We start from the raw sequence: 25,345 nt of genomic DNA on the forward strand, positions 1-25,345 counted from the left end.
TCATGTGGCATATGAGGCACCGCGCAACGTCCCACGAGAAGCAAGATCAACGGCGCACCGAGAGCGGCGAAAGCACGTTGCCGATCAGCGACGTCGCCACGCTCGCGAGGCTCGAACGGCTCCAGCCGCTCTTCGAACCCGTCGAACTCCACACGATGTGGCCCGACTGCACGTCGACGAGTTCGAACGTGAGGCCCACCACGGGCTCGCCGTCCACGCCGGCCTTGTAGCGCCACTCTTCCACCGCGCCCGTCAGCACGTAGCGAACCTGCTGCGAGCGCGCCCATTCGAGCTGCTGGTCCATGTCCGCGCGCTGCGCCGTATCGAAGAGCGCTGCGCCGCCGCCCGTGCCGGCGGGCGCCACGCGCACGTCGGTCAAGCCGTTGGCGCGCAGCACGCTGGCCGCGATGGCTTCGGTGCTGCGACCCGCCGCGGGCGTTTCAGTGTAGTTGGCGATAGACGCCACCGCCACTGCATCGCGTGCCGAAAGGGCCGGCGCGCTGGTCTGCCGGACGGTGCCGCACGCGGCGATCAGTGCCGCCGCGGCGACGAACAACGACGCGCGCGAGACCATCGGAACAAACCGCGCGAACCACGAACCACGTTCTTCTTTCATTGATATTCTCCTCAAGATACTTCGCATCTGGCCGGCTCGCGGGCAGCGCCATTCGACGGTCTGCCCGGGTCTGCCCGTTTCTGCCAGTTTCTGCCGGAGCGGTCCCGCGAACCTTCGCCTTCGCCGCTCCGCTCGCCTGCCTCAATAGAACCAGCTGTAGCGCCCGCCGATCACCCGCACCGAAGTGCCGAGTTGCGACACGCGCTGATACTCCACGTAGACAGCGGCATGGTCGCCGCCGAACACACTGCCCGCCACGCCCGCGCTCAGCTGCGGGCCCCAGCCCTGCAGCGAGTCGTGGACGATGCCCACTTCCGCAAACGGCCGCCACGCGTGCGTGTACTGCTCGCGCAGCGCGCCGCCCACACTGGCGAAAAAGCCGTACTGCGCGTAGGTCTGGGGCACGAAGGTCGCGGCCGTCGCGGGCCCGGCCGTAGCGGGCAGGAGCCGCGAAATCAGCGCGTCCGCGGCGCCGCTTGCGCCGTAGCTGCCGCGCGTGCCGACCACGCGCAGCGTGTAGTCGGGGTACGTGGTGCGAATGCGGTAACCGATCTCGCCGGTCGTCAGCACGCCGCTGCCCAGGTAGTTGCGCGCCTGGCTGTAGAAGCGGTCGGCCTCCACGTTGCCCGACACGTACCAGCGCGGCGTGACGTTCCAGAGCAGCGTGCCGGCCACGTTGTCCTTCATGCCGCCCACCAGCAGCGCCTGCGATTCGGTCGCCGTCTGGTTGCGGCCCGCGCGCACGGTGAACGTGACGGGCGAGTTGCGGCCCACTTCCGCCTCGACGTTGGCCGTATAGAAGCTGTCGAGCCCTTCGCGCCGGCCGCCCGTGAGCGTGACCGACGTGTCGTTGGTGCGCCGCTCCACGTAGAAGCCGATCGAGCGGTCCTGCGCGGGCACGTTCACGAGCTGGGTCTCGTCGGCCGAATGCTGGAAGCGCTGCACGCTCGTCACGCCCACGAGGTAGCGCCCCGTCAGCTTGCGGCTCGCCGACAGAGCAAGCTCCGTGTAGTCGAGCGGATGCTCGATGTGGTTCGAGATGTCGGCGTCGATGGATTGCGGCCAGGCGAGCGCCGTGTCGGTCAGGCGCGTCTGGTAGTCCGTGTTGTCCGGCGCGCCTTCGAGCGCATTGAAGGCGAGCTGCTCGGCATCGGTGGGACGATCCACGGCAATCGACGCATCGATGCGCGACGTGACGGGCAGCTTGCCGCCCTCCTCGTCGAGCAGACGTTCCATCGTGGCCGTGTCGCCGTCGGCGAGCGCGAGCGTGAGCCGTGCGTCGGCAGGCTGGGCGAGCCGGTTGGCGTACTGCTGCGCGAGCCAGCGCTTGGCAAGCGGATTCGCTTCCTGCGAGAGCGCCCACGCGAGCGCCACGTCCTTGGCGACCGCCGACTTCAGGCGTTGGGGGTCGACGGGTTGAGCGGCTGCTTTGCCGCCCGTGTTCGCCGGATGCAACGGCAGCAGGCCCGGCGTGTTGCCCAGCAGCGTGCGCTGCTCCGGCTGCGGCTGGCCGTTGCTGCCTTTGTCGCTCCCGGCGCGGCCCGCGTCCGACGCAATCAGGTCATTGAGCAGCGCCAGCGAAACGTCGGCACGTTCGAAGGTCTGTGCGAGCGTCACGCGCCGGCCGCTCAACTGCTCGCGCATGTCTTCGTCCTGCAGCAGCCCAGTCTTCGCCACCTGCCCGGTTGCCGCGAGCGCCGCCGGGTTCTCGCGCTGCAGCCGGCGCCACACATGACGGCGAATGGAGCGCGCGAGGTCGGGGCGCCCCGCCTGTTCCTCGGCATCGGCGTAGGTGAGCAGCCAGAGCGGGTCGCGCTGCATCGTGGCCGATTGCAGGCGCAACAGACGCAGTGCCGCCACGGGCCGGTCCATGCGCATAAGCGCCGCCGCGCACGGTCCCCACAGCGCGGGCAACTGCTGCGCGTTCTCGCACCACTGCCAGCGCGCGCTCTTGAGCGCGGTGTCGTTGCCGTCGTCCACGAGCGTCCACAAGAGCGCGGCGCGGGCGTCGTCCGTGGCGCCCGGCAGCGTGACCGCGCGTTCGAGGTCGCGTAGTGCGTCCGCGACGTGGTCAATCTGCCGTTCGTACTCGGCGCGCGTGGTGAGAAATTCCACCGACGCTTCGGCCTGCTCGCGCTGCTTCGGCGTGAGGCTTGCGAGCAGCGCGGCCGCGCGGTCCCAGGCACGCGCGCTCGTGTAGTTGAAGAGCGCGAGCTGCAGCGCGCGCACGGTGCCGTCGCGCCGGTACTGAAGCTCGGCGGTGCGGCCCGCGTCGAGCGGCCAGGCGCTGTAGAAGTAGGTCATCGCGGCGAGGTCGTCGGGGCTTTCCTTGCCGCCCGCGAGCAGATGGCGGTAGGCGTCGTTCGCGCCGCTGTCCTTTTGCAGCAGCCGCGCGACCTGCGCGTAGTTGCGCCAGTAGAGCACGTCGTCGTCTTTCGCCGCGTCGTGCGACTTTTGCAGCGTCGCGTAGGCACCCGCGAAGTCGCTGCGGCGAAAGAGCAGGCTCGCGGCCCGCACGGCATAGAGCGTGTTGCCCGGATGACGCGCCAGCAGTTGCCGGTAGACGGCGAGCGCCTGATCGTCATGGCCCGCGCGCTCGGCAAGCGTGGCGATGCGTTCGTCAACGGCATCGCCCGCGCCGTCGCGCGGATGGGCGCGCAGGAACGCGAGCGCGTCCTCGGGGCGGCCCAGCCGCTCGTAGGTGGAGGTCACGGCGTCCACGAGCTTCATGTCGGCGGGCGCGGCGGCCGACGCGTGGATCATGGCGGCGAGGTACGCTTCGTCGTCGTTGAGCATGGGCGCCATGCGCTGCACGGTCTGCCACGCCTCGGCATCGTTTGAGGTGCGCGCGTAGGCAAGCCACGTCTTCAGCGCGAGCGCGGGCGCGTGGTTCCACTCGGCCACCTGCGCGAGGCGCTTTAACCACAGCGCCGAATCGGGATGCCGCGCCACCTGTTGTTCGGCGATCTTCTGCGCGTTGTCGAGATCGCGCGATTCGACAAACGAGGTGAAGACAAGGCTCGCGACGTCGTCGGTCGAGCCGGGGGCGCTGGAAGCCGCGGGCTTTGCGGCTGCGGTGGCGGCTGTGGTGGCGGCTGCCGTGGCGGCTGTATTGGCGGACGCAGCCGAAGCTGGCGCTGCGGCCGAGGCCTGCGGTGCCGGTGCCGACGCCGCTACCCGCACGATGCGCGCGCCGAATCCCTCACGCCACGCTGCGACGTACAGGCCCGCCGGCTCGCGCATGCCGCGCGCGTTCGCCACCACGACCGGGCCATCCATGTAAGCAAACCGCGCCGCACGCTGCGTGTCTTCCGGCAATGGCAATGGCCGCGCTGCCGCGTATTTCGCCAGCGCCTTCGCATAACGGTCCACGAGATCCGGCCGCTGCGCGGCACGCGCCAGGTTGAGCAGCACGATCAGCGTCGCTTTGTCGTTTTCGAGCGCGCCTGCGTGTTGCTGGGCCGCCTCGAGCGCATCGGCGAGCAGATTGCCCGCCTGCAGCGTACGAATGCCGGAGAGGAATGCGCTGCGCCGCGCGTCGAGCGTCGTCGCGCTGTCTTGCAGGCGGAAGTACGCGTCGGCCGCTTCGCGATACGCGCCCGTTTCCACAGCGTAGCGGACCAGCGCTTCATCCCACTGGCGCCGCCCCGCCGCGTCCTGCTGCGAAAGCCGCGCATACAGATCGCGTGCGAGCGCGGGCGTGCCCGTGGCCGCGGCGCGCGACGCGAGGTGTTGCAGGTCGTCCGTGTCCCATTGCATGGCCGCGGCGGCGTGCAGTTCCTCGCGCACCTGTTCGAGCGCTTCCTCGCGCTCGCGGCTGCCTTCGGGGTACGCAAAGGCTTTCTGCTCGTCGATGCCAAGGCGCAGCAGCAGCGCCGCGCGCCGCATGTCCGGGCTCTGCGAGCGCGCCATGCGCTGCGCGACGCGAAGCGCGTCGTCAAGCCGCCCCACTTCGCGATACTGCGTGCCGAGCAGTTGCAGGAACTCCTCATTGTCGGGCTGTACACGCAGCCACGCTTCGAGATAGGCGACGCTCAGCGCGCTCGTGGGCGACGTGGCCACGCGCGCCCGCAGGCCGCCGCCCGGCCACGCGGCGTAGAGCGTGAGCACCACCACGCCGGCCATCAGCAGCACGAGCCAGAGCGGTGCGATGCGCGGGCGCTTCGCGGGCAACGCCGCGCGCACCTGCACGGCGCCATGCGCGCCCTGCACGGGACGAAGGGATGAGCGCTCAGTTGCCACAGGTCACGCTCACGGGTTGATAGTCCACCGTTTCGCCCGCCACGCCCGGCGTATCGAAGCGCAGGAACGCCCCGTCGCGCCGTGCGGCCACCGCGCGACCCGCGACGCTCGCCGTGCAGCGCGCACCGTTGGCAATGCGCACGAACGGTTCGTAGTAGCCGCCGAAGTCGAAGGTCATGCCGTTCGCGGTGCGGCGGAAGTTGCGCACGAAGCCGTTGGCCTCGGCGATGTAGGGCAGCGCGCGTGGGCCTGCATCCGTGCCGCTTTGAGTGCCCACGGGTTCGAACGCAAAGCGCGCGCTACCGCCGTCGATGTGCACGTAGGTGCCGTCCGGTCCGTCGCTATAGCCCGTCACGCCCGTGGCCGTGGCGAGGTCCGGCGCCTGCGTCTGCGGCCAGCGCAGCTCGCGCACTTCGCCGTTGCCGCGCACGCGCCAGCCGCTGCCGTCCACCTCGCGCGCCACCGCGAAAGTGCGCCAGTCGAGCGCCTTGCGCGCGTAGTCGGTGATATGCACGGGCAGCACGGGTTGCTTCAAGACCGCCGCGAAAATCTGGTCGAGCGCACGCAGCGACGCGATCTTCGTGCCGCTGTACATGTGGTAGTAGACGTCGATGGGCTTGAAGCGATACGGGCGATCCGTCATGTCGAACGTTTCGAGCACGCGCGTGAAGCCGTAGAACGGGCCGAGCCAGTCGTTCGTGTAGACGTTCTCGTCCTGGTTGGGTGCGTAGAGCTGGAACGAGTCAGGCCCCGTGCCCTTCTCCACGCCGATGGGTGCAATGTTCGTCCAGCTGGGCGCCGACTTCGTGATGATCGTGTCGCCGCCGTTGATGTTGTAGACGTGTGCCGCGTAGACCTTGCGCACGATCACGCCGGGTGGCTGGCAGTCGCCCGGCCACTGCAGCACCATGGTGCGCTTGCCGGGGGGCGCGAGCCGCGAGTTGATGTAGTCGATGGTGCCGGTGATCTCGCGGTCGATGTTGAACTTGTAGCCTGGGATGTTGAGCGAGAAGCCGTCGTCGGATTCGCCGTTGTCGATGCGCTTGCCCGTGACGAGATCCAGCCAGTCCCAGCGGAACGGATGCGAGTACGTGTGCGAACCGATCTCCACATACGGCAGCGCGAACATCTTGCGCGCGATCTGTTCGAGCCGCGGCGAGATGTCGGGATGCAGGCCCGCGGGACCCACTTCGCCTTCGATGACGGAGAGCGTCATCGGCACCTTGTACTTCGTGAAGATGCGCTCGTAGAGCGCTTCGCCCGAGAAGTCGGGGCCGGGAAACTCGGTGCGCGAGGCAAAACCGTCGCCGTCCACGTGCGACATGAAAAGGCGCCGGCCGTTTTCGGTGGTCACGTTGGGCGACGGCATGGGCGACAGGCGCAGCGCGTCCTTGAGGAACGCCATCGGATTGATGGCCCAGCGGTCCTGCGAAATGGCATCGAGCGTGTAGACGGCGTAGGGGTCGAGCGTAAAGCCGCCCCACGGCGTGATGGCGGCCTGATCGAAGACCACGCCGTCGCCCGCCGACAGCCGCAGCAGCGGCCGGCTTTTCGCGCCCGCGCGCAGGCCTGCGAGGTCGCGCGGATCGGCACGCGGGTCCACTTCGAAGCCCATCATCGGGTCGCGTACCACCACCGAAAGCGCGCCGGCCGGCCTGCCGGCCACCGGTTGCAGGTCGAGCTGCGGGCCCATGTCGTTGGCGGCGTCGAAGCCGAAGTGGCCGAACACCGCCACCTTCACGTGGTCGGCAATGCGCGCGCCGAGCCAGCGCTCCCACTGTACGGGGTTCGGCACCGAGTTGCCGGTGATCCACACCACGACGCCCGCGTAGCGGTCGGGCGTCACGTCGCGCGGCAGCGGCGCGTTGAAGTCGGCGAACTCGACGTCGTAGCCCAGGTAGTTGAGCGGCGTCGACACGTAGTCCACGCCCGGCGTGATGTCGAGATTCGCCTTCGGGTCGCGGTCCTGCACGACGAGCACCTTGCGCGGCAGCACCTCGATGGCGCCGATGCCCACGATGTCGCGCGCCGGGTCCGTTGCGTAGGGCAGCACGCCGGCCGCAAGGGCCTTCGCCGCCGTGTCGCGCGCGCAGGCGCGGTCGGTACGCTGGCAGTAATCGATGGAGATGACGGGCACGCCGGTTTGTTCGGTGAAGGCGCGTGCCTCGGCGAGCGTGGGGGGCTGGTCTGTTGTGCCGGCCGATGCGTTGTCCGTAGATGCGTTGTCCGCGGAGGCGCCGCCCTTCACGAGCGAGCCGCCCACCACGGCATACAGGCCGCCGGCCGCCCCAGCATGAGGCCGCGCGGCCTGCAACGGATGACTGCCGCCGATGATGAGGCGCGCTTCGGGATGCGCGGCGTGAATGGCGTCGAAGGCTTCGACGGCGGCGGGCGTGTCGAGCAGAAAGCCGCGATAGCCTTTCTGCCAGAGCGACTCGACGTAGGGAAGAACCTGCGTGCCCGCGTTCGCCGTGTCGGTTCGGGCCAGCCAGAGCGTGTGCGGCAGGGGGTGCGCGGCGGGATCGAAGCCGCGCGAGGGGTCGAGCACCACGGCGTCGAATGCCTGCAGCAAATCGACGGGCGGATCGGCACCGTCGAAGAAGGCAATGTTCGGACGCGGGCTTTCCTTGCTTTCCTGCGTGCTTGCGTGGGCGCGAGATTCGCCACCGGCCGCCGTCACCTGCGCTTCTTGAGCGAGCACACGCGACGGCACGGCATTGACAGCCAGCGCAATGAAAAATGCGGCCGAAAAGCCCGCAGCCGCGCGCTGAAAATGAGTCCCCCGGCACCTGCTCTCATTACCGCCGTATTGCCCGGCGTTCTTCTTCGTCGTCAACATCCTGCCCTTTTATGGTCGCCGGGCGCTCATCAAATTCGCGCAATGCGATTGCGGCAAAATTCGAATGCGGCCGCGTGCGTCCGGAATGTTGCTTATCGTGAATCCAGGTCTTCGCAATTCGTGTATTTCACCGGAAATTCGCTACTGCGTCCATTTTTCCGGTGCGCTGGCAATATCCCCGCCGCACCCCGCGGCGAGCCTCTGCCAGCCTCGTCCTACCGAATCGCGCCTCGCGCCTGTTCTGTCCTGCGCGTGGATTCTAACCGCATGAGCATGGCGGAGTATTTTGTTCAAGCGTCAAACTTTGTTAGCTGACGTGGTTTTCGCCCATCACGCGGTTTTAACAACCCGCTTCAAATACTTGAAACTAAACAAGCGCAAACGTTTTCGCATTTGCGCATTTCGACCGCGCCTTTTCTTTTGAAATGTCGCGACATTACAACACCGGCGTTTCGCATTGGCGGACATCCATTCGCATGGACCCTGGAATTTACGTGGGAAATGTGGCCGGAAATGTGACCAGAAATGGGGCGGCAATTCGAGAGCGGATACGTCAATGCGTCCCCGAAAAGCCGCAAATGGGGCGAACCGGCGCGTGATGGCGACTGCGCCCGCAAACGATGCTGAAGTCCGCGCGCTTCGCGTTGCGATCATGCGTGGCAAGAAACAGGTGAGCATGAAGCCGCGACGGATAGCTTTCAGTCGACGCCCGAGGACACGTCCGCGCCCGGACCGTGCCGATAGTCCCCATGCGCCGCCGCCTCACCGCAGAGTAAAATTCGTCGCATATCCCATTGTCCCCTTGCCGCGCATTGCGCCGGAACTGCGATGAAGACGTCTTCCAAAGAGGAACGACCGCGCTGGCGCCCGTCGAACCTCGTGCTCAATATCCTCACGGTGCTCGTGGGGCTCGCCACGCTCGGTGCCGGAATCGGCTGGCTGGTCTATAGCTGGGTCGTGGACCTCGAAGTGCCCTACTTCGCGATTCCGCTGGTGCTTTCCGTGCCGGTGATCGCCGCGGTGGCGTTCAGGAACTGCTTTGATTGAGTGCTTCGGCTAAACGACGCGGCTGAACGAGTCGACCGGGAAGCGGTGCAACCGCCGCTTCTTTCACACGTCTTTCACGCTCCTTCCCCGCTTTTCCTCTGTTTTTTCGCTGTTTTTTTCACCGCTCCCTGCACGGCACTTTCCCCCCGCCTTCCTGTCGTACGCAGCACGCCGCGCGCCGTGCCCGATAGCGCCGCCGCGACTTGCAGCCCGATGCCCACCGACAGGAGAACGCCCCATGGCCGCGAAATCGACGTCGAAAACGCAATCGAAGAAAAGCGCAACCGCAGCGAAAGAAAAACGCCGGCCGGACAGCGGCACAACGCCAGGTGCGAGCACGAACACCAACGCGGGTATGAACGCGTTCGCCGCGCCGCGCGTGCTCGACCATCCGGTGTTCGCGCAGCCGCAGCCCACGCCGGACCCCAGCGTGTTTCGCGTCCCGCATCCTTCCGACGATGCGGCCTACAAGGAAATCGACAAGCTCAACGCCGAGCACAAGCTGTTTGCGCTACCGTTTCCCGCGCCGCGCGGCGGCGTCGAGCCGCAGGTCGCGCTCGCCGATGTTTTCGGCGGCAACCAGAAAGCGATTGATTCGATCACGTCGGCGGGGCAGCTCGTCTTTCACGCCACAGGCGACTGCGGCAGCGTCAAAGGCCCTGCCACGCAAAACGAAGTCGCGGACAAGATGACCGCCGACTTCACCGAAGCCGACCCCGCCGAAGTGCCGCAATTCGCGCTGCTGCTGGGCGACATCGTCTACAGCTTCGGCGAGGGCCAGTATTACTACGACCAGTTCTACGAGCCCTATCGCGACTATCCCGCGCCCATCCTCGCCTGCGCGGGCAACCACGACGGCATGGTGTCGCCCGAGGCGCATGCAACCAGCCTCGATGCGTACCTGCGCAACTTCTGCGCGTCGGACTTCGCGGTGACACCCGAAGCGGGCGGCCTCTCGCGCACCGCGCAGATCCAGCCGGGCGTCTTCTTCACGTTCGAAGCGCCGTTCGTGCGCGTGCTGGCGCTCTACAGCAATACGCTCGAAGACCCGGGCGTGATCGCCGATCCGCACATCGGCACGAGCCAGCTCGATTTTCTCGACGCGGCGCTCAAGCGGATCAAGGACGAAGGCTACGAAGGCGCGCTTCTCTTCGCGACGCACCACCCGCCCTATGCGATAGGCCGGCATAGTTCGAGCGTCGATATGCTCGCGCAGATCGACGCCATCTGCGAACGACACGGCGTATGGCCGCACGCGTTTCTCTCGGGGCACGCGCACAACTATCAGCGCTACACGCGCACGCGCGGCTCGGACGGCACGCAGATTCCGTATGTGGTGTGCGGCAACGGCGGACACGGGCTCGTCAAGCTCGCGAAGCCCGGCTCGCCCGCTCCGCGCGCCCCGCAAGTCGTGCAGACCGCATCGAACGACACGGACCAGGTGGTGCTCGAAAACTACGACGACACGCACTACGGCTACCTGCGCGTGGTGGCCACGCAGAGCCAGTTGCGTATCGAGTACCACTCGGCCGCCGACGGCGCGCAGACCAAGGCGCCCAACGACTACGTGAACGTGAGCCTCGCCGGGCGCAAGATCGCGCACTTCGTGGCACGCGACCTGGGACATCCGCAAGCGGCGGCCGAGGCGCGCGCGAGGCTGGCCCGTCAGCCTGGGAAGCGGCGCGGCAAGTAGCGACGTTGTCGATGGCGGTGCTGGCGATGGCGTGCGTATTAGTGCGAGCGTTGGTGCACGTATGGATCCAGGCAGGACCGCCGACCACCACGCGCTTTCGCTTCAGCCCACTGCTCGCGGCGCCCCATGCGCGCAAACGACCCGCACTGCTGACGAGCAACACGCACCCGGCAAAGAGCGCCGCGATGATGCCGATCGCGGCGTCATACGCGCACGCGCAGACCGACGACGTTGCGCGCGACGCCAGTCATCGTTCGATGGCCCACCGCCGCACCTCTTGCTGGCCCTCTCTCCGCCCCTCTCTCTGACCCTCGTTCCGTCACGCCACTACGCCTTCTTCGCCGGCCCGAATACCCCGCCGTCGTACGCCTCGCAATACGCGCGCCAGTCGTCCTGCACCTGTTTTTCGCATTGCAGCGCCAGTTCGATGAGCGGCATCTGCCAGTCGGTCTTTTCACCGAACGCGATCATCTCGTCGGCAATCGCGGAACCCTGGCGGCCGCCGCTGCGCAACTGCGCCCACGCGCAGAGTTCAGCCATGGTATTCACCACGCCTTCGAGCCGCGGCAGTTTGCTGTCCCAGCCCGCGAGCGCCACGCGGTCCTCCGAAGGTTGCAGGCCACGCAGCACATACGGGCGGCCGTTGAACGTGACGGCATGCAGGAACGCCTGCGAGACAGCCTGCATGCGCTGCTGCACGGCCACCACGCGCTGCGCTTCGGTGGGCCAGTGCGGCTGCTTCGTCTTCAGGTTCGGCGCCACGGAGGAAGGCAGCGCCTCTTTCAGGTCGATCAGATAGTTGCCGTCCGGCGAGCCCTTGCCTTCCACCAGCACGACGTATCGGTCCACGCCGAGGCTGCCCGTACCCGCGATGCGCCGCGCCACGTCGATCACGCGATAGAACGCGGGGGCGTCGGGTGTCTGGGCCTCTTTCGCGAAGCTCGCCATGAAAGCGGTCACGGCTTCACGCGTGGGGTCGTCCACGGGCAGCGCCTTCTTGCCGTCCACGCGCAGCGCGCGCTTTTTGCCCTTGAGTTCGGTGCGCCGGTCGAGGTGATCCACGCGTGTACGTTTGGCGAGGCCGTCGAAGAGTTCGCGCACCATGCCGTCCGACGTCTCGGGCTCCACCCAGCGCGCCTTGCCGAACGCGAGAGAGCGCGCGTAGGCGTCCACGGCCGAATGGCACAGACCCAGCGCCTCGGCGCGCGAGAGCTTCAGGTCCGCGGCGCCCACCAGCACACTCGTGAGGAGCCGCACCATTTCGTAGAGCGCGGGCGCGAGACAGGCCTCGTCGAAGTCGTTGATGTCGAAGTAGACGAGCCGGTTGTCGGCCTTGTAGCTGCCGAAGTTCTCCAGATGCATGTCCCCGCAGATCCACACCGCGGGGGCCTGCGCGAGCACGCCTTGCGCCGGCACGCGGCGGTAGAAGAGATGGCACGTGCCGCGCAGGAACACGAACGGCGAGGTGCGCATGGCGCGGTATTTCATGGCGAGCCGCTCTGGCTCGCGGTTGGCGTTCCAGTCCGCGATTTCCTTGACGGCATCGATCATGCGGGCTCCCTGTCTTGTGGTTATGGGTGCGACGGCCGGCGCAGCGCGCCGAACGAACAACGCCCGCGCACGCACTGCACCGACGCGCCGAAAACGGACACACCGAAGCCCGACCATACCACCAACGCACGCCTGCTCGTGCCCTTTCGGGTCCTGTCGCGCCCTCTGCAGACGGCTCATACCGTACGCGATACAGGACTCACATTTCGTTGCAATGTCGTGCGCGGCGACGGGTTCGCGCGTGTCATCGCGTTTAACAATCACGGCGTTAGCAGACGTGACGACGCAGGTGAAGCCGGCCTGATCCCGCTTGCGACGGTCCACGCTGACAGATCCATAACAACGGAGCTTCCAATAATGACAACAAGCTTGCATCGCATCCACGCGGGCGCGCTATCGCTATGCGCGGCGCTCGCCCTCATTGCCCCACCTGGATTTGCTCAGGACACCGTGCCATCGCCCGCAGCACCGGGCGGCGTGCCGGCAGGCGCCGCGGCCGGCGATCCGCCGGGCCGCGTCGCGCGTCTCGACTACTTCAACGGCACGGTCACGATGGAGCCTGCGGGCCTCACCGACTGGTCCTACGCCGTGCTGAACCGCCCGCTCACCACCGGCGACCAGCTCTGGGCCGACAGCGGCGCGCGCGCCGAACTGCATGCCGGTTCCACCGCGCTGCGGCTCGACCAGCAGACCGCGCTCGACATCGTCGACCTCACCGACACGGTCACACAGCTCAAGGTCACGCAAGGCTCGCTTTCAGCGCACGTGCGCGCGTTGCCCGCCGGCCAAAGCTTCGAGATCGACACGCCGAACGTCGCGCTCGTCGCCACGAACGCCGGCCTCTTTCGCGTCGACGTGGCGCCGGACGGGAGCGCCACGACGGTCACGCTGCGCTCGGGAACGGCCACCCTGTACGGCGACGGCGGCTCGTATGCCATGAGCGCGGGCGAGCAGATCCGCTTCGTCGGCACGAACCTCCAGCAGCAGGCGGGCGGCGCGGCCCCTGCACCGGACAGCTTCGACCGCTGGGTCGCCGCGCGCGACCGCGCCGAAGACGCGTCGGTCTCGGCCCGCTACGTCTCGCGCGAGATGCCGGGTTATGAAGCACTGGATGCCAACGGCACGTGGCGGCACGATCCGACCTACGGCGAGGTGTGGGTTCCGACGGTCGCCGTCTCGGCCGGCTGGGTGCCGTACCACGCCGGGCACTGGGCCTGGATCGCGCCATGGGGCTGGACCTGGATCGACGACGCGCCCTGGGGCTTCGCGCCGTTCCACTATGGACGTTGGGCATATATCGACCGCGTGTGGGCGTGGGTGCCCGGCCCGGTCGTGGTCGCGCGGCCGCCCTGCTATGCGCCGGCGCTCGTGGCCTTCGTGGGCGGCGGGAGCAGTGGAGGGGGCGGCGTGCATTGGGGGATCAACCTCACCATCGGCGCGGCCATCACCGCAGGCGTGGCGTGGCTCCCGCTCGGCCCGGGCGAGCCCTGGCATCCGGCCTACGGCTACAGTCCGCGCTACTACGAACGCGTGAACAACGTGAATGTGACGAACGTCCACAACACGACGATCGTCAACAACATCACCAACGTGCACAACACGTACATCAACCAGACGGTGCCCGGCGCGGTGACCGCCGTCCCCGCCAACACCTTCGTGCACGGGCAGCCCGTGGCCATGGCCGCTCATGCACTCACGCCGCAGCAGCTGGCGCATGCGCAGGTCGGAGCAGGTGCGCCCGCCGTGGCGCCGGTACGGGAAAGCTTTGCGGGCGGCATGCGCGCCGCGAAGATCGGCGCGCCGGCTGAGGCCGCGCAGCGGCAGGTCATCGCCACGCGTGCGCCGGCCGTGCCCCCCGCATTGCACGACACGCTTGCGCAGCGCTTCGCGTCAGCGGGCGGACGCGTGGAAGGCGCGGGCGAACCGGTCGTGCACCGTGCCGCGCCCGAAGCCGCGCACGGCGCACCGGCGAGCCGCGAACCGCAGACGCAGGGCTTTCATGTGATCGATCGCGAAACGGCGCGGCCGGTTGGCCGGCAGCCCGGCCTACCGGCGCCCGTGCAGGGCGAACCGAACGGCGAACCGCAAGAAGCACCGCAACACGGCGGCGAGACGGCTCGTGGGCAGGGCGCGCCGCAAGCGCCCGCGGACGGGAACAGCCGTGAAGCGAGCCATGGAATCGACCACGAAGCGCACCCCGGCGAGCCGGCGCCGCACGCGCCCGCGGCCGCCGACAATGGCGTGCCGCACCCGACGGGCGGCGCCTCGCACGCGCAGGAGGAAGCGCGCAACGGACATACTGCGCAAGGCGGTTTCGACGCACCTGAGGCCGCACCTCAGGCGGAAGGCCCGCGTGCGCCGCAAGCCGGGCGGATGCAGCCGCATGAAACCGCGGCGCCACGCGAACCGCAGCAGCAACCCGAGCACGACGCCGTGCGGCAGCAAGAAACACCGCGCAATGCGCAGCCGACGCAGCACGCCGAGCCTCACGCCGTGGAAGCACCGCACGACAATCCGCGTCCGGCCCAACGCGCTGACGCGGCGCCACGGCCCGCGCCGCACACCAACGCCCATCCGGCGCAGCCGCATGCTCATCCTCAACCGCACCCGCAGTCTCATCCGCCCGCTCACAAGGCGGAAGAACACCACGGTTAGCGGTCGGGCGCGCGACGAGCAGTAAATGCCGCGGCCCGGTCGTGAGAGCCGGGCCGCGGACAGTCCCATGCGGCGGAGTGCCCTGCTTCTACCCCACCCGCGTCAGTAATACCAGGGTGCCGGAGGCGCGTAGTAGTAGACCGGCGGAGGCGGCGCGCGATAGATCACGGGGGGCGCCGCGTACATCGGCTGACCGTAGACGGGCTGGCCGTACATCGGCGTGGCGTAGGCGGGCGGCGAAATCGTGTTGCCCTTCGACGTCATGCATTGCGCGTAAGCCGCGTCGTACCGGGCCTGCAAGCCGCCCGACGCATATTGCGCACCGTTCGCACCTACCGCCGAGCCGAGCAGCAGGCCGCTGCCCGCGCCAATCGCTGCGCCGGCTCCTGCGTTGCCCGCGGCCGCGCCCAGCAGCGCACCGGCCGCCGCGCCGCCCACCGTGCCGAGCGCCGCGCTGTTCACGCTATTGGCCGTCGCGCCCTGAGCCGCGCCCGCCGAGTCCGTGGAGCGGAAGGCGTAGTCGCGGCACGCATAGTCTTCCTGCTGGAATTCCGTGAGCGACTTGCCCTTGGGCGGCAACGCCACCACGCTCGGGCCGCTGGGCGGCATGACCGTGCAGCCCACCAGCGCCACCGCCACACCGGCCATGGCGGCGGGCACGGCAAACCGCGACCACGCCGGCAGCCGGCGTGCCCTTCCGAAGGCCGACAAACTGGCTTTGCGTTTCATGATTGCCTGACTCCTTGCGTTGCGATGGCGACACGATAGGGCACCTGCTGCGCGTGTTGGTTACTCGATCGTTACCGGTGAAATGTTTCGGTCACGACCTGTAACAAGGTGCCGCTTCGCATCGCCCGAACGCGGTATGCCGCGCCCTTCCCTCGCCTTGTTCGGGCCCGGTTGCCATTCGGTCTGCGATCCCTCGCCTGCAACCCGATCCGCTACCCCGCTACCCCGCTACTCCGCGGGCTCCACGCGCGAGCGCGCGAGCAGCTCCGTCACCTGCGCGTCGGCGGTCTGGGCGAAGTCGCCGTAGAACTGCCCTACGCCCTGGAAGACGCGCGGCACGTAAGCGCAGATCACCTCGTCCGCGAGCGGCCCAACGCGCGCCACCGTGTCGCCGGGCGCCACCGGCACCGCCACCACGATGCGCGCGGCGTTGCCCTTGCGCAGCAGCTGGACGGCCACACGCATCGTGGCGCCGGTTGCCATGCCGTCGTCGACGACGATCGCGGTGCGTCCCTCCGCGACGAGCGGTGCACGCCCTCCGCGGTACAGCGCCTCGCGGCGCTGGAGTTCCGCGCGCTCTGCGGCCAGCACGCGATCGATCTCGTGCGGCGACACGCCGACTTCGGCAACGATGTGCCGATCCAGATACACGGTATCGCCCGGGCCCACCGCGCCCATTGCGAGTTCCGGATAGTTCGGCACGCCGAGCTTGCGCACCACGAGTACGTCGAGCGGCGCGCCGAGCGCACGCGCCACTTCGTAGGCCACAGGCACACCGCCGCGCGGCAGGCCGAGCACGATCACGTCATCGCGCCCCGCATAGCGCGCGAGCCTTCCTGCGAGCACGCGGCCGGCGTGGGCACGGTCGTCGTAGAGAAATTCCATGGCAGATCATCCCGACAGTGAAGGGCGCAGCAGAGGCGAAAGCGCGTTGCGCGCCCGGTCGTCGCACGCTACGTCACGAGAGGCCGCGACGGCGATGAAGACCGTCAGAACGGCGAAGGAACGGTTCGCAGCACGCCGGTCTGCAACACCACGAAGAAATTCTGCGCGCGATCGGGGCGAATCGCTTGAGGTCAATCAAACGGCGGGAACGGTGCAGCGCTACCGAACGCGGCCGAACACAGCCGAACACAGCTATGGCGACTGTGGCGGCACGCGCCTGGCATCTGCCCCCTCCTCCCCGGCCAAGGCACCCTGGCCATTCCGAAGCCACCCTCAATCCGCGGGCACCGGCACCTCGTCGCGCGCCAGCACCGCAAGGGCCGCCTCGTAGCCGCGCGTCTGCAGGCGCGTCACCGTCGAGGCCGAAAAATCGAAATCGCTCGAGAGCGACAACGGCCCGCCGTCCAGCGCGATCCTCGCAATGCGGATCGGCGCGCGGTTGCCCATCAGGCGAATGAAGTGGGGGCGCTGGCGGATGCGCCGCGCCGTGGGCTCGTCCACCTGCTTGAGAATTTCGTCGACGAGGTCGCTGAAGTCGTTCGCATACTCTTCGAAGCGCAGGTCGTTGCGCACGCGGTCGGTGTAGACGATCTCGTCGCGCCGCAGCATCACCTCGAGCAGATTCGACGGCATCGCGCGCGTGCCCGAAAACAGGTCCACCGCGAAGATGCGTCCGCCAATGCGCCCGCAGCGCTCGATCACGAGGTCGAGCGGCGAGTTGCTCACGATGCCGCCGTCCCAGTACGCGCGTCCGTCCACCATCGTCCACGGCATACCGGGCGGCAGGCTGCCGCTCGCGAGCAGATGTTCGGGGCCGATGCGGTCCACGTAGCTGTCGAAGATGCGCGGCTCGCCGGTGGCCACGTCCACGGCGCTCAAGAGGAGCCGCGTGGGGCTGGCGGCAAGCGCGTCGAAGTCCACGTAGCGCTCGATCAGCGTGCGCACGGGCGAGGTGTCGTAGAGACTCGTCCACCAGGGCAGCCATGCCGCAAGCCCCAGGTTCGGATTCCACCAGCGCGGACGCAGGAAGTTGGGCACGCCGAACCACAGCACGTACCAGGAAAGCAGCGCGCCGTGCAGCGAGTCGTCGCCGCAGGCGAACGGCGCCGGTAACGAAGGCAGCGCAGGCAGCGGAATCGACACGTCCCGCCAGAACGCGGCGAGCGCGCGCGAGGCATCGCCCGGATGACTCGCGACGATCGCCGCATTGAAGGCGCCGATCGACACCGCCGAAATCACATCGGGCCGCACGCCCTTTTCTTCCAGCGCGCGGATGGCTCCGCATTCGAACGCGCCCAGCGCGCCGCCGCCTTGCAGGATCAGCACGGTCTGCTCGGGCAGGCGGTCGAGCGGAAACGTGGTGTCGGCAAGACGCGGTTTCGCGCCGTGCAGGCTGATGCGCAGGCGGATCAGTTCCTCGGCGGCCGAGGTCTCGCCCGCGGTTCGCCCCAGCGAGAAGATGGCGCGCAGCACGTCGTGCTTAAGGTACAGCAGCGAATACGAGCCCGCTTCGAGCGAGCCGCGCTCCACCGTTTCCGTCACGCCGTGCGGGAAGCCCATGAAGTTGTACGGCTGGCCGAACGCGTCGCCGAAGAACATCGACACGTCGCGATACGGAAAGCGCCCGCCGCGCATGTTGCGCGCAGCGATGTTGCCCTGGCGGCGCGCGTTGTCCCAGTGCTCGATGCGCCGGCGCACGCCGAACACGGGGTCGAAGAAGCTGGCCACGTCGCCGGCCGCGTAGATGTCGGGGTCGCTCGATTGCAGGCAGTCGTCCACCACCACGCCGTCGGCGAGCGCCACGCCGCTGCCCTCCAGGAACGCGCAGTTCGGCGCCACGCCCACCGCCGCGACCACCAGATCGCAGGCAATGGTTTCGCCGGTGTTCGTGACCACGCCTTCCACTGCCTCCACGCCCTCGCCCCCCTCGCGCCCTTCGCGCCCCACCACGCTTTCTACGAGGCAATCCGTTTTCACGGCGACGCCGTGCTCAACGCAACGTTTCGCGAAGTAAGCCGAGAGCACCGGCGCGCGCAGTTGCGGCATCACCGCGTGCTGACGCTCGATCACGGTGACGTCGAGCCCCAGCGCGCAGCGACGCGGCCGTTTCGATGCCGACGAAGCCCGCGCCGATCACCACCGCGCGCCTCGTTCGCCCGCTTTGCGCGCTCTGCAACGCGGCATCGCGCACCGCAGAGGCATCCGCGAGCGTATGCAGGCTGTACACGCCCGCGAGCCCCATGCCCGGCAGTGCGGGCGCGCGCGGCGATACGCCCGTGGCGATCAACAGCTTGCCGTAGCCCATCGCGCTGCCGTCCGCGAGATGCACCACGTGGTCTTTGGCATCCACGCGCACTGCACGCGCGCCCAGCATCAAATCGATGCGCTGCTCCGCGTAGAACTCGGCGGGACGAATCGCAATCTGCAGCGCACTCACCGAGCCGTCCAGAAAACCCTTCGTCAGCGGCGGACGCTGGTACGGCAGTACGGCCTCGCCGCTCAGAATGGCGATGCTCGCGGCGGGGTCTTCCATGCGCAGCGTGCGGGCCGCCGTGACGCTGGCAAGGCCTGCGCCCACCAGCAGAAAGTCGACATGGCGCATCGTCATGAAAGCGGCTCCGGCAAGAAAACAAAGCGGGACGGAAGACAGCCCGGGGATCACTCCGTACCGTACCGGCGCGCGGGTGCGCCCCGTTGATCCACGTCAATCGGGCCAGGCGCCCGGGGCGAGGCGGATCAGCGCGACGTCAGAGCAACCCCAGCGCAACGTCAGAGCAACCTCAGCGCAAAGCCACCCCGCTGTCAGCAGATGGCAGTGCCATCGCAAAACCGGCACGCGCGAAGTCACAACTGGCGCGGCGAAATCGTCATGCACCGATGGGCGCGCGCCGCCCACCCAGGAGCATGCACCGCGTGATTTAGTCGCCGTTTTCTGCGACGATCCGCATTGCGCCAAGCCCTATAAGGTCAATCAATGACAACTCGTGCTTGCCAGACCCGTCACCCTCCGTTCTGGTGCGCCGCAATAACGCACTGCGCCACCCGCCGCCTCTTTGCCGTCTTCACCCTCGTTATCCACGTAGTTCGCGCTGCCCCCGCTGCCCCCGTAGTTCGCGCTGCCCCCGTTATTCGCCTGACTCGCCTTGCCCGCCGTGCCGGCCTCATTTATGCGGTCGGCGTGGGCATGAGCCTCGGACTCGCGGGCTGCATGGTGGGGCCGAACTACCATGCGCCCGCGCCGCCGACGGTGGACCGCTACACGCCGGCGCCCATGCCCGACGAAACCGCGTCGTCGCCGGGCGCCGCCGGCCTCGCGCAGCGCTTCGCGCCCGGCGGCGACATTCCCGCCGCGTGGTGGACGCTCTTTCATTGCGAGCCGCTCGACACCGTGATTCGCGCGGCGCTTGCCAACAGTCCGAACATCGCCGCCGCGCAGGCCGCACTGCGGCAGGCCGCCGAGAACTATCGCGCCCAGGTGGGCGGCTCGCTCCTGCCTTCCGTGGATGCGCAGCTCGGCGCCACGCGCCAGAAGTTCAGCGGCTTGAGCGTCGGCCAGCCGGGCGTGGTCGAAGAGTTGAACCTCTACAACGCCTCGGTCAGCGTCTCGTACAAGCTCGACCTGTTCGGCGGCGCGCGCCGTCAACTCGAAGGGCTCGCAGCGCAGATCGACTACGAGCGCTTCCAGTTGCAGGCCGCCTGGCTCGCGCTCACGGCCAACATCGTGACGGCCGCAGTGAAAGAGGCGTCGCTGCGTGCGCAGATCGAAGCGACCGCGGGCATCGCGCTCGACGAAGAGCAGCAGTTGAAGCTGCTCCAGCAGCAGTTCGAACTGGGCGGCGTGGCGCGCACCGCCGTGCTCGCGCAGCAGACGTTGCTCGCGCAGACGCGCGCCACGCTGCCCTCGCTCCAGCAGTCGCTCGACCAGGTGCGCCACCAGCTCGCCGTGCTCTCCGGCAAGCTGCCTTCGGAGGCCGCGTTGCCCGAGTTCCGGCTCGACATGTTTTCGCTGCCGCAGACGCTGCCCGTCAGCGTGCCGTCGTCGCTCGTGAAGCAGCGGCCCGACATCCTCGCCGCGGATGCGCTGCTGCATCAGGCGAGCGCGCAGATCGGCGTGGCGACGGCGGCCATGTATCCGCAGCTCACGCTTTCCGCGAGCTACGGCGCCGAGGCGCTCACGCCGGCCCAGGTGTTCCGCGCGGGCAGCACGATCTGGAGCATCGGCGGCAGCCTGCTGCAGCCCCTCTTCCGTGGCGGCGAGCTGCTCGCGCAAAAGCGCGCGGCGGTGGCCGCCTACGAACAGGCCGACGCGCAATACCGCGAGACGGTGTTGCAGGCCTTCCAGAACGTGGCCGATTCGCTGCGCGCGCTCGACAACGACGCGAACGGCCTCAAGGCGCAGACCGAGGCCTGGCATTCGGCCAGCGACTCGCTCGACCTCACGCGCGCGCAGTATCGCGTGGGCGCGGTGAGCTACCTCGCGCTGCTCGACGCGCAGCGTCAGTACCAGCAGACCGTGGTGAGCTTCGCGCAGGCGCAGGCGAACCGCTATGCCGACACGGCCGCCCTCTTCCAGTCGCTTGGGGGCGGCTGGTGGAACGCATCGGCAAGCGACGCAGCAAGCAATACAACAGCGCCCGCGAACCCTCCCGTGAACTGAATCGAAGTCAATACAAAAGCGCTATGTCTCGTTCGACGATTTCGTCCCACGCCGTACAGGAAAAACGACAATGACTCAGAAACGACCCATGACGAGGCGGATGATCGTGATGCTGGTGTGCGTGGGCCTGCTGGTGGCCGCGCTCGTCGGCTTCAACCTGTTCCGCGCGCACATGATCGCGAAGTTCATGGCGGGCAATGCCGCGCCGCCCGCCACCGTCACCGCGACCGTGGCGCGCTATCAGGCGTGGCAGCCGCAGCTCGCCGCCGTGGGCAGTCTGCGCGCCGTGCGCGGCGTGGACGTGACGACGGAGATGGCGGGCCTCGTGCGCGACATCGCGTTCCGCTCCGGGCAGGACGTGAAGGCGGGCCAGTTGCTCGTCGAGCTCAACGCGGATACCGACAAGGCCCAGCTCGCCGCACTCGAGGCCGCGGCCGAACTTGCGAAGACCGTCTACGAGCGGGACCGCGCGCAGTACGAGATCAAGGCCATTGCGAAGGCGCAGCTCGACGCCGACGCCGCGGACCTCAAGAGCAAGCTCGCGCAGGTTGCGCAGCAGACCGCGCTCGTCGCGAAGAAAACGATCCGCGCGCCGTTCGCCGGGCGCCTCGGCATCACCACCGTGAATCCCGGCCAATACCTGAATCCCGGCGACACCATCGTCACGCTGCAAACGGTGGACCCCATCTACGTGGATTTCCATCTGCCGCAGCAGCAGTTGGGGCAGCTCGCCATCGGCCAGAGCGTGATCGTGGAAACCAACGCGTATAGCGGCCGCACCTTCACGGGCAAGATTCTTTCGATCAACCCGAAGGTGGACACGAACACGCGCAACGTGCAGATCGAAGCGCTCGTGGACAACCACGACCGCAAGCTGTTGCCCGGCATGTACGCGAACGTGAAGGTGGACGCGGGCGCAGGCCAGCGCTACCTCACGCTGCCGCAGACGGCGATCACCTACAACCCCTACGGCGCCACTGTGTTCGTGGTGAAGAACGGCAACGAGCAGAGCGCACAAGGCACTGCCAAAGGCAAACAGACGCAGGGCAAAACGCTGCCCGTCGCGCAGCAGGTGTTCGTCACGCCGGGCCCCACGCGCGGCGACCAGGTGGCGGTGACCAAGGGCATTGCCGAAGGCACACAGGTGGTGACAAGCGGCCAGCTGAAGCTGAAAAACGGCACGCCGCTCGTCATCGACAACCGCGTGCAGCCCGCCGACAGCCCCAATCCCACGCCGCAGGAACAATGACGGGACCCGCTCGATGAACGCCAATTTCACCGACCTCTTCATCCGTCGCCCGGTGCTCGCCTCCGTGGTGAGCCTGCTGATTCTCGTGCTCGGCCTGCGCTCGCTCGCGGCGCTCAAGGTGAGCGAGTATCCGCAGACGGAGAACGCCGTCGTCACCGTGACCACGGCCTACTACGGCGCGAATGCGGACACCATCGCCGGCTTCATCACGCAGCCGCTCGAAGCCGCGATCGCGCAGGCGCAGGGCATCGACTATCTGTCGTCCACGAGCACCACGGGCGTGTCCACCATCACGGCCACGCTGCGACTCAACTACGACGCGAACCGCGCGCTCACGCAGATCAACACGCAGATCGCCTCCGTGCGCAACCAGTTGCCGCCGCAGGCGCAGCAGCCGGTGCTCACGGTGCAGACCGGGCAGACCACCGACGCGATGTACATGGGCTTCTACAGCGACGTGCTGCCCACCAACAACGTGACGGACTACCTGCTGCGCGTCGTGAAGCCGAAGCTCGATTCGATCGAAGGCGTGCAGACCGCCGAAATCCTGGGCGGCCGGCAGTTCGCACTGCGCGCGTGGCTGGACCCGGCGCGGCTCGCCGCACACGGCGTGACGGCGGCCGACGTCTACACCGCGCTCGGCAACAACAACTACCTCGCCACGCTCGGCGCGACGAAGGGGCAGATGGTGAGCGTGGACCTCAACGCGGCCACCGACCTGCATTCCGTGGACGACTTCAAGAAGCTCGTCGTGAAGGAGAAGAACGGCGCCATCGTGCGGCTGGAGGACGTGGCCAACGTGGTGCTCGGCGCGGACAGCTACGACTTCAACGTAGCGTTCAGCGGCAAGCGCTCCGTGTTCATCGGCATCAAGGTGGCGCCGGACGCCAACATTCTCGACGTGGCCAAACGCGTGAAGGCCGTGTTCCCCGACATGCAGAAGCAGTTGCCTATCGGCATGACGGGCGACATCGTCTACGACGCCACGGACTTCATCAACACCGCCATCTACGAAGTCGTGAAGACGCTCGTGGAAGCGCTGCTGATCGTCACGGTGGTGATCTTCCTGTTCCTCGGCAGCCTGCGCGCCGTGATCGTGCCCGTGATCGCCATGCCGCTTTCGCTGATCGGCACGTTCTTCGTGATGCAGCTGCTCGGCTACTCGATCAACCTGCTCACGCTGCTCGCGCTGGTGCTCGCCATCGGGCTCGTGGTGGACGACGCGATCATCGTGGTGGAAAACGTGGACCGCCACATGAAGGAGGAAGGCAAGAAACCGTTCGAGGCCGCGCTGATCGCCGCGCGCGAACTGGGCGGCCCGATTCTCGCCATGACCGTGGTGCTGGTCGCGGTGTACGTGCCCATCGGTTTTCAGGGCGGACTCACGGGCGCGCTCTTCACGGAATTCGCGTTTTCGTTAGCCGGCGCCGTAGCGGTTTCGGGCGTCGTGGCCCTCACGCTTTCGCCCATGATGTGCTCGCGCTTTTTCCGCGCGGAACAGGAATCGGGGCGCTTCACGCAGTTCATCGACCGCCAGTTCGACCGCCTGCATCGCGGCTACGGCCGCGCGTTGCACTCCATGCTGGACACGTGGCCCGTGCTCACCGTGATGGGCGCGCTGGTGCTCGCCTGCGCGGTGTACCTCTTCATGACCTCGCAGTCGGAACTCGCGCCGCAGGAAGACCAGGGCATCGTGCTTTCGCAGATCCAGGGGCCGCCCGACGCCACGATCCAGCAGATGCAGACCTACGCCGACCAGGTGTTCGACATTTCGAAGAAGCTGCCCGAGTACTCGCAGATGTTCCAGCTGACGGGCTCGCCTACCCTGAACCAGGGCATTGGCGGCGTGCTCTTCAAGACCTGGGACCAGCGTCACCGCAGCGCCAACCAGTTGCAGCAACTGCTGCAAAACGAATGGAACGGCATTGCGGGGGCGCGCGTGGCGGCCTTCCAGTTCCCGCCGCTGCCGGGCTCGCAGGGCTTGCCCGTGCAGTTCGTGATCAACACCACGGAGCCGTTCCAGAACCTGAACGAAGTCTCACAGGCCATCCTGCAGAAGGCGCGCGCAAGCGGCATGTTCTTCTTCGTGGATAGCGACCTGAAGCTCGACAAGCCGCAGGTCACGCTCGTGGTGGACCGCGACAAGGTGGCCTCGCTCGGGCTTTCGCAGAGCGACGTGGGCCAGTCGCTCGGTGCGGGGCTGGGCGGCAACTACGTGAACTACTTCTCCATTGCGGGGCGCTCGTACAAGGTGATTCCGCAGGTGTTGCAGGTGGACCGGCTCAACCCGTCGCAGGTGCTCGACTACTACCTGCGCACGCCGGACGGCAACGTGATTCCCGCTTCCACCGTCACGCATCTGCAGCACACGGTGGTGCCGGAATCGATCAACCACTTCCAGCAGCTCAACTCCGCGACCATTTCGGGCGTCACGGTGCCGGGCGTCTCGCAGGGCGAGGTACTGGACTTCCTGCGCAAGACCACGGCGCAGGTGGCGCCCTCGGGCTACTCGGTGGATTTCTCGGGGCAGTCGCGCCAGTACGTGCAAGAGTCGGGCGGGTTCGTGCTCACGCTCATGTTCGCCACGATCATCGTGTTTCTCGCGCTCGCCGCGCAGTTCGAGAGCTTCCGCGATCCGGTCGTGATTCTGGTTTCGGTACCGATGGCGCTCTTCGGCGCGCTCGTGTTCATCAACATTGGACTCGCCACGCTCAACATCTACACGCAGGTGGGGCTCGTCACGCTGATGGGGCTCGTGAGCAAGCACGGCATTCTGATCGTGCAATTCGCCAACGAATTGCAGCGCGCGGGGCGCTCGAAACGCGAAGCGCTGGAAGAAGCCGCGGGCGTGCGGCTGCGCCCGATCCTGATGACGACGGCCGCGATGGTGCTGGGCGTGCTGCCGCTCGTGATCGCATCGGGCGCGGGCGCAGCGGGCCGCAACGCGATGGGGCTCGTGATTTTTACGGGGCTTTCCATCGGCACGCTGTTCACGCTCTTCGTGGTGCCCGCGATGTACATGCTGCTTGCGCAGGACCATCACGGGAAAGGGCGCGGGGAGCGTGAGGCGGCAGTGGCAGAGGGCTGAAGCGGCGCGGCGCTTTAGCCCTTCGCTTTAAGCC

At 67.7% G+C, this 25,345-nt stretch carries 12 protein-coding genes and 1 pseudogene; 6 read left to right on the forward strand and 7 right to left on the reverse strand.

The window, feature by feature from the left end:
• Positions 1-46: 46 nt before the first annotated feature.
• From P2869_RS10440 to P2869_RS10450, 3 genes are all read right to left on the reverse strand, one after another.
• Positions 47-574: a penicillin-binding protein activator LpoB gene (locus P2869_RS10440; RefSeq protein WP_126876329.1), complete on the reverse strand. Its 528-nt coding sequence runs from the start codon at positions 572-574 to the stop codon at positions 47-49.
• 183 nt (positions 575-757) lie between these two features.
• Positions 758-4,858: a tetratricopeptide repeat protein gene (locus P2869_RS10445; RefSeq protein ID WP_346833725.1), complete on the reverse strand. Its 4,101-nt coding sequence runs from the start codon at positions 4,856-4,858 to the stop codon at positions 758-760.
• Positions 4,848-7,697 carry a sugar ABC transporter gene (locus P2869_RS10450; protein ID WP_277596399.1) on the reverse strand — a complete coding sequence of 950 codons (2,850 nt, stop codon included), beginning with the start codon at positions 7,695-7,697 and terminating at the stop codon, positions 4,848-4,850. The genes P2869_RS10445 and P2869_RS10450 overlap by 11 nt, the downstream gene beginning before the upstream one ends.
• Positions 7,698-8,525: 828 nt before the next feature.
• Between P2869_RS10450 and P2869_RS10455 the strand changes: the two genes are divergently transcribed.
• Positions 8,526-8,744 carry a hypothetical protein gene (locus tag P2869_RS10455; RefSeq protein ID WP_017776418.1) on the forward strand — a complete coding sequence of 73 codons (219 nt, stop codon included), beginning with the start codon at positions 8,526-8,528 and terminating at the stop codon, positions 8,742-8,744.
• A gap of 238 nt (positions 8,745-8,982) precedes the next feature.
• On the forward strand, positions 8,983-10,437 hold the full coding sequence (locus P2869_RS10460; RefSeq protein WP_277596400.1) for a metallophosphoesterase: 1,455 nt from the start codon (positions 8,983-8,985) through the stop codon (positions 10,435-10,437).
• 327 nt (positions 10,438-10,764) lie between these two features.
• Here the strand turns inward: P2869_RS10460 and P2869_RS10465 are convergent, their stop codons facing one another.
• Entirely contained in the window at positions 10,765-11,988 is a 1,224-nt protein-coding gene (locus P2869_RS10465; RefSeq protein WP_277596401.1) for a DUF2252 domain-containing protein, read from the reverse strand.
• 357 nt (positions 11,989-12,345) lie between these two features.
• On the opposite strand from P2869_RS10465, the gene P2869_RS10470 reads away from it, so the two are divergent.
• Positions 12,346-14,643: a DUF6600 domain-containing protein gene (locus P2869_RS10470; protein WP_277596402.1), complete on the forward strand. Its 2,298-nt coding sequence runs from the start codon at positions 12,346-12,348 to the stop codon at positions 14,641-14,643.
• A gap of 102 nt (positions 14,644-14,745) precedes the next feature.
• Here P2869_RS10470 and P2869_RS10475 read toward each other — a convergent pair whose 3' ends face one another.
• The 3 genes and pseudogenes from P2869_RS10475 to P2869_RS10485 form a co-directional block, all read right to left on the reverse strand.
• Positions 14,746-15,291 (reverse strand): glycine zipper family protein, encoded by a 546-nt coding sequence (locus P2869_RS10475; protein WP_042303144.1) that lies wholly within the window; start codon positions 15,289-15,291, stop codon positions 14,746-14,748.
• A 309-nt stretch (positions 15,292-15,600) separates the two neighbouring features.
• A complete protein-coding gene (locus tag P2869_RS10480; RefSeq protein ID WP_017776412.1) occupies positions 15,601-16,257 on the reverse strand; it encodes a phosphoribosyltransferase in 657 nt (218 codons plus the stop codon).
• A gap of 333 nt (positions 16,258-16,590) precedes the next feature.
• Positions 16,591-18,919 (reverse strand): annotated as a pseudogene (locus P2869_RS10485) (FAD-dependent oxidoreductase).
• A gap of 582 nt (positions 18,920-19,501) precedes the next feature.
• On the opposite strand from P2869_RS10485, the gene P2869_RS10490 reads away from it, so the two are divergent.
• The 3 genes from P2869_RS10490 (at position 19,502) to P2869_RS10500 (ending at position 25,311) form a co-directional block, all read left to right on the forward strand.
• Positions 19,502-20,974, forward strand: coding sequence for an efflux transporter outer membrane subunit (locus P2869_RS10490; RefSeq protein WP_051062073.1), 1,473 nt, complete (start codon positions 19,502-19,504; stop codon positions 20,972-20,974).
• Positions 20,975-21,044: 70 nt separating this feature from the next.
• Positions 21,045-22,223 carry an efflux RND transporter periplasmic adaptor subunit gene (locus P2869_RS10495; protein ID WP_277596403.1) on the forward strand — a complete coding sequence of 393 codons (1,179 nt, stop codon included), beginning with the start codon at positions 21,045-21,047 and terminating at the stop codon, positions 22,221-22,223.
• Between the two features lie 13 nt (positions 22,224-22,236).
• Positions 22,237-25,311: an efflux RND transporter permease subunit gene (locus tag P2869_RS10500; protein ID WP_277596405.1), complete on the forward strand. Its 3,075-nt coding sequence runs from the start codon at positions 22,237-22,239 to the stop codon at positions 25,309-25,311.
• The last annotated feature ends 34 nt before the right edge of the window (positions 25,312-25,345 follow it).

This window comes from Paraburkholderia sp. SUR17, from assembly GCF_029536165.1.
GTDB lineage: Bacteria > Pseudomonadota > Gammaproteobacteria > Burkholderiales > Burkholderiaceae > Paraburkholderia > Paraburkholderia kururiensis.

Excerpts from the sequence above, each read along its gene's own strand:
- P2869_RS10495 (WP_277596403.1), top strand. The coding sequence starts at position 21,045 with ATGACTCAGAAACGACCCATGACGAGGCGGATGATCGTGATGCTGGTG.
- P2869_RS10455 (WP_017776418.1), top strand. The coding sequence starts at position 8,526 with ATGAAGACGTCTTCCAAAGAGGAACGACCGCGCTGGCGCCCGTCGAAC.
- P2869_RS10460 (WP_277596400.1), top strand. The coding sequence starts at position 8,983 with ATGGCCGCGAAATCGACGTCGAAAACGCAATCGAAGAAAAGCGCAACC.
- P2869_RS10490 (WP_051062073.1), top strand. The coding sequence starts at position 19,502 with ATGAGCCTCGGACTCGCGGGCTGCATGGTGGGGCCGAACTACCATGCG.
- P2869_RS10465 (WP_277596401.1), bottom strand. The coding sequence starts at position 11,988 with ATGATCGATGCCGTCAAGGAAATCGCGGACTGGAACGCCAACCGCGAG.
- P2869_RS10470 (WP_277596402.1), top strand. The coding sequence starts at position 12,346 with ATGACAACAAGCTTGCATCGCATCCACGCGGGCGCGCTATCGCTATGC.
- P2869_RS10450 (WP_277596399.1), bottom strand. The coding sequence starts at position 7,697 with ATGTTGACGACGAAGAAGAACGCCGGGCAATACGGCGGTAATGAGAGC.
- P2869_RS10500 (WP_277596405.1), top strand. The coding sequence starts at position 22,237 with ATGAACGCCAATTTCACCGACCTCTTCATCCGTCGCCCGGTGCTCGCC.
- P2869_RS10480 (WP_017776412.1), bottom strand. The coding sequence starts at position 16,257 with ATGGAATTTCTCTACGACGACCGTGCCCACGCCGGCCGCGTGCTCGCA.
- P2869_RS10475 (WP_042303144.1), bottom strand. The coding sequence starts at position 15,291 with ATGGCCGGTGTGGCGGTGGCGCTGGTGGGCTGCACGGTCATGCCGCCC.
- P2869_RS10440 (WP_126876329.1), bottom strand. The coding sequence starts at position 574 with ATGGTCTCGCGCGCGTCGTTGTTCGTCGCCGCGGCGGCACTGATCGCC.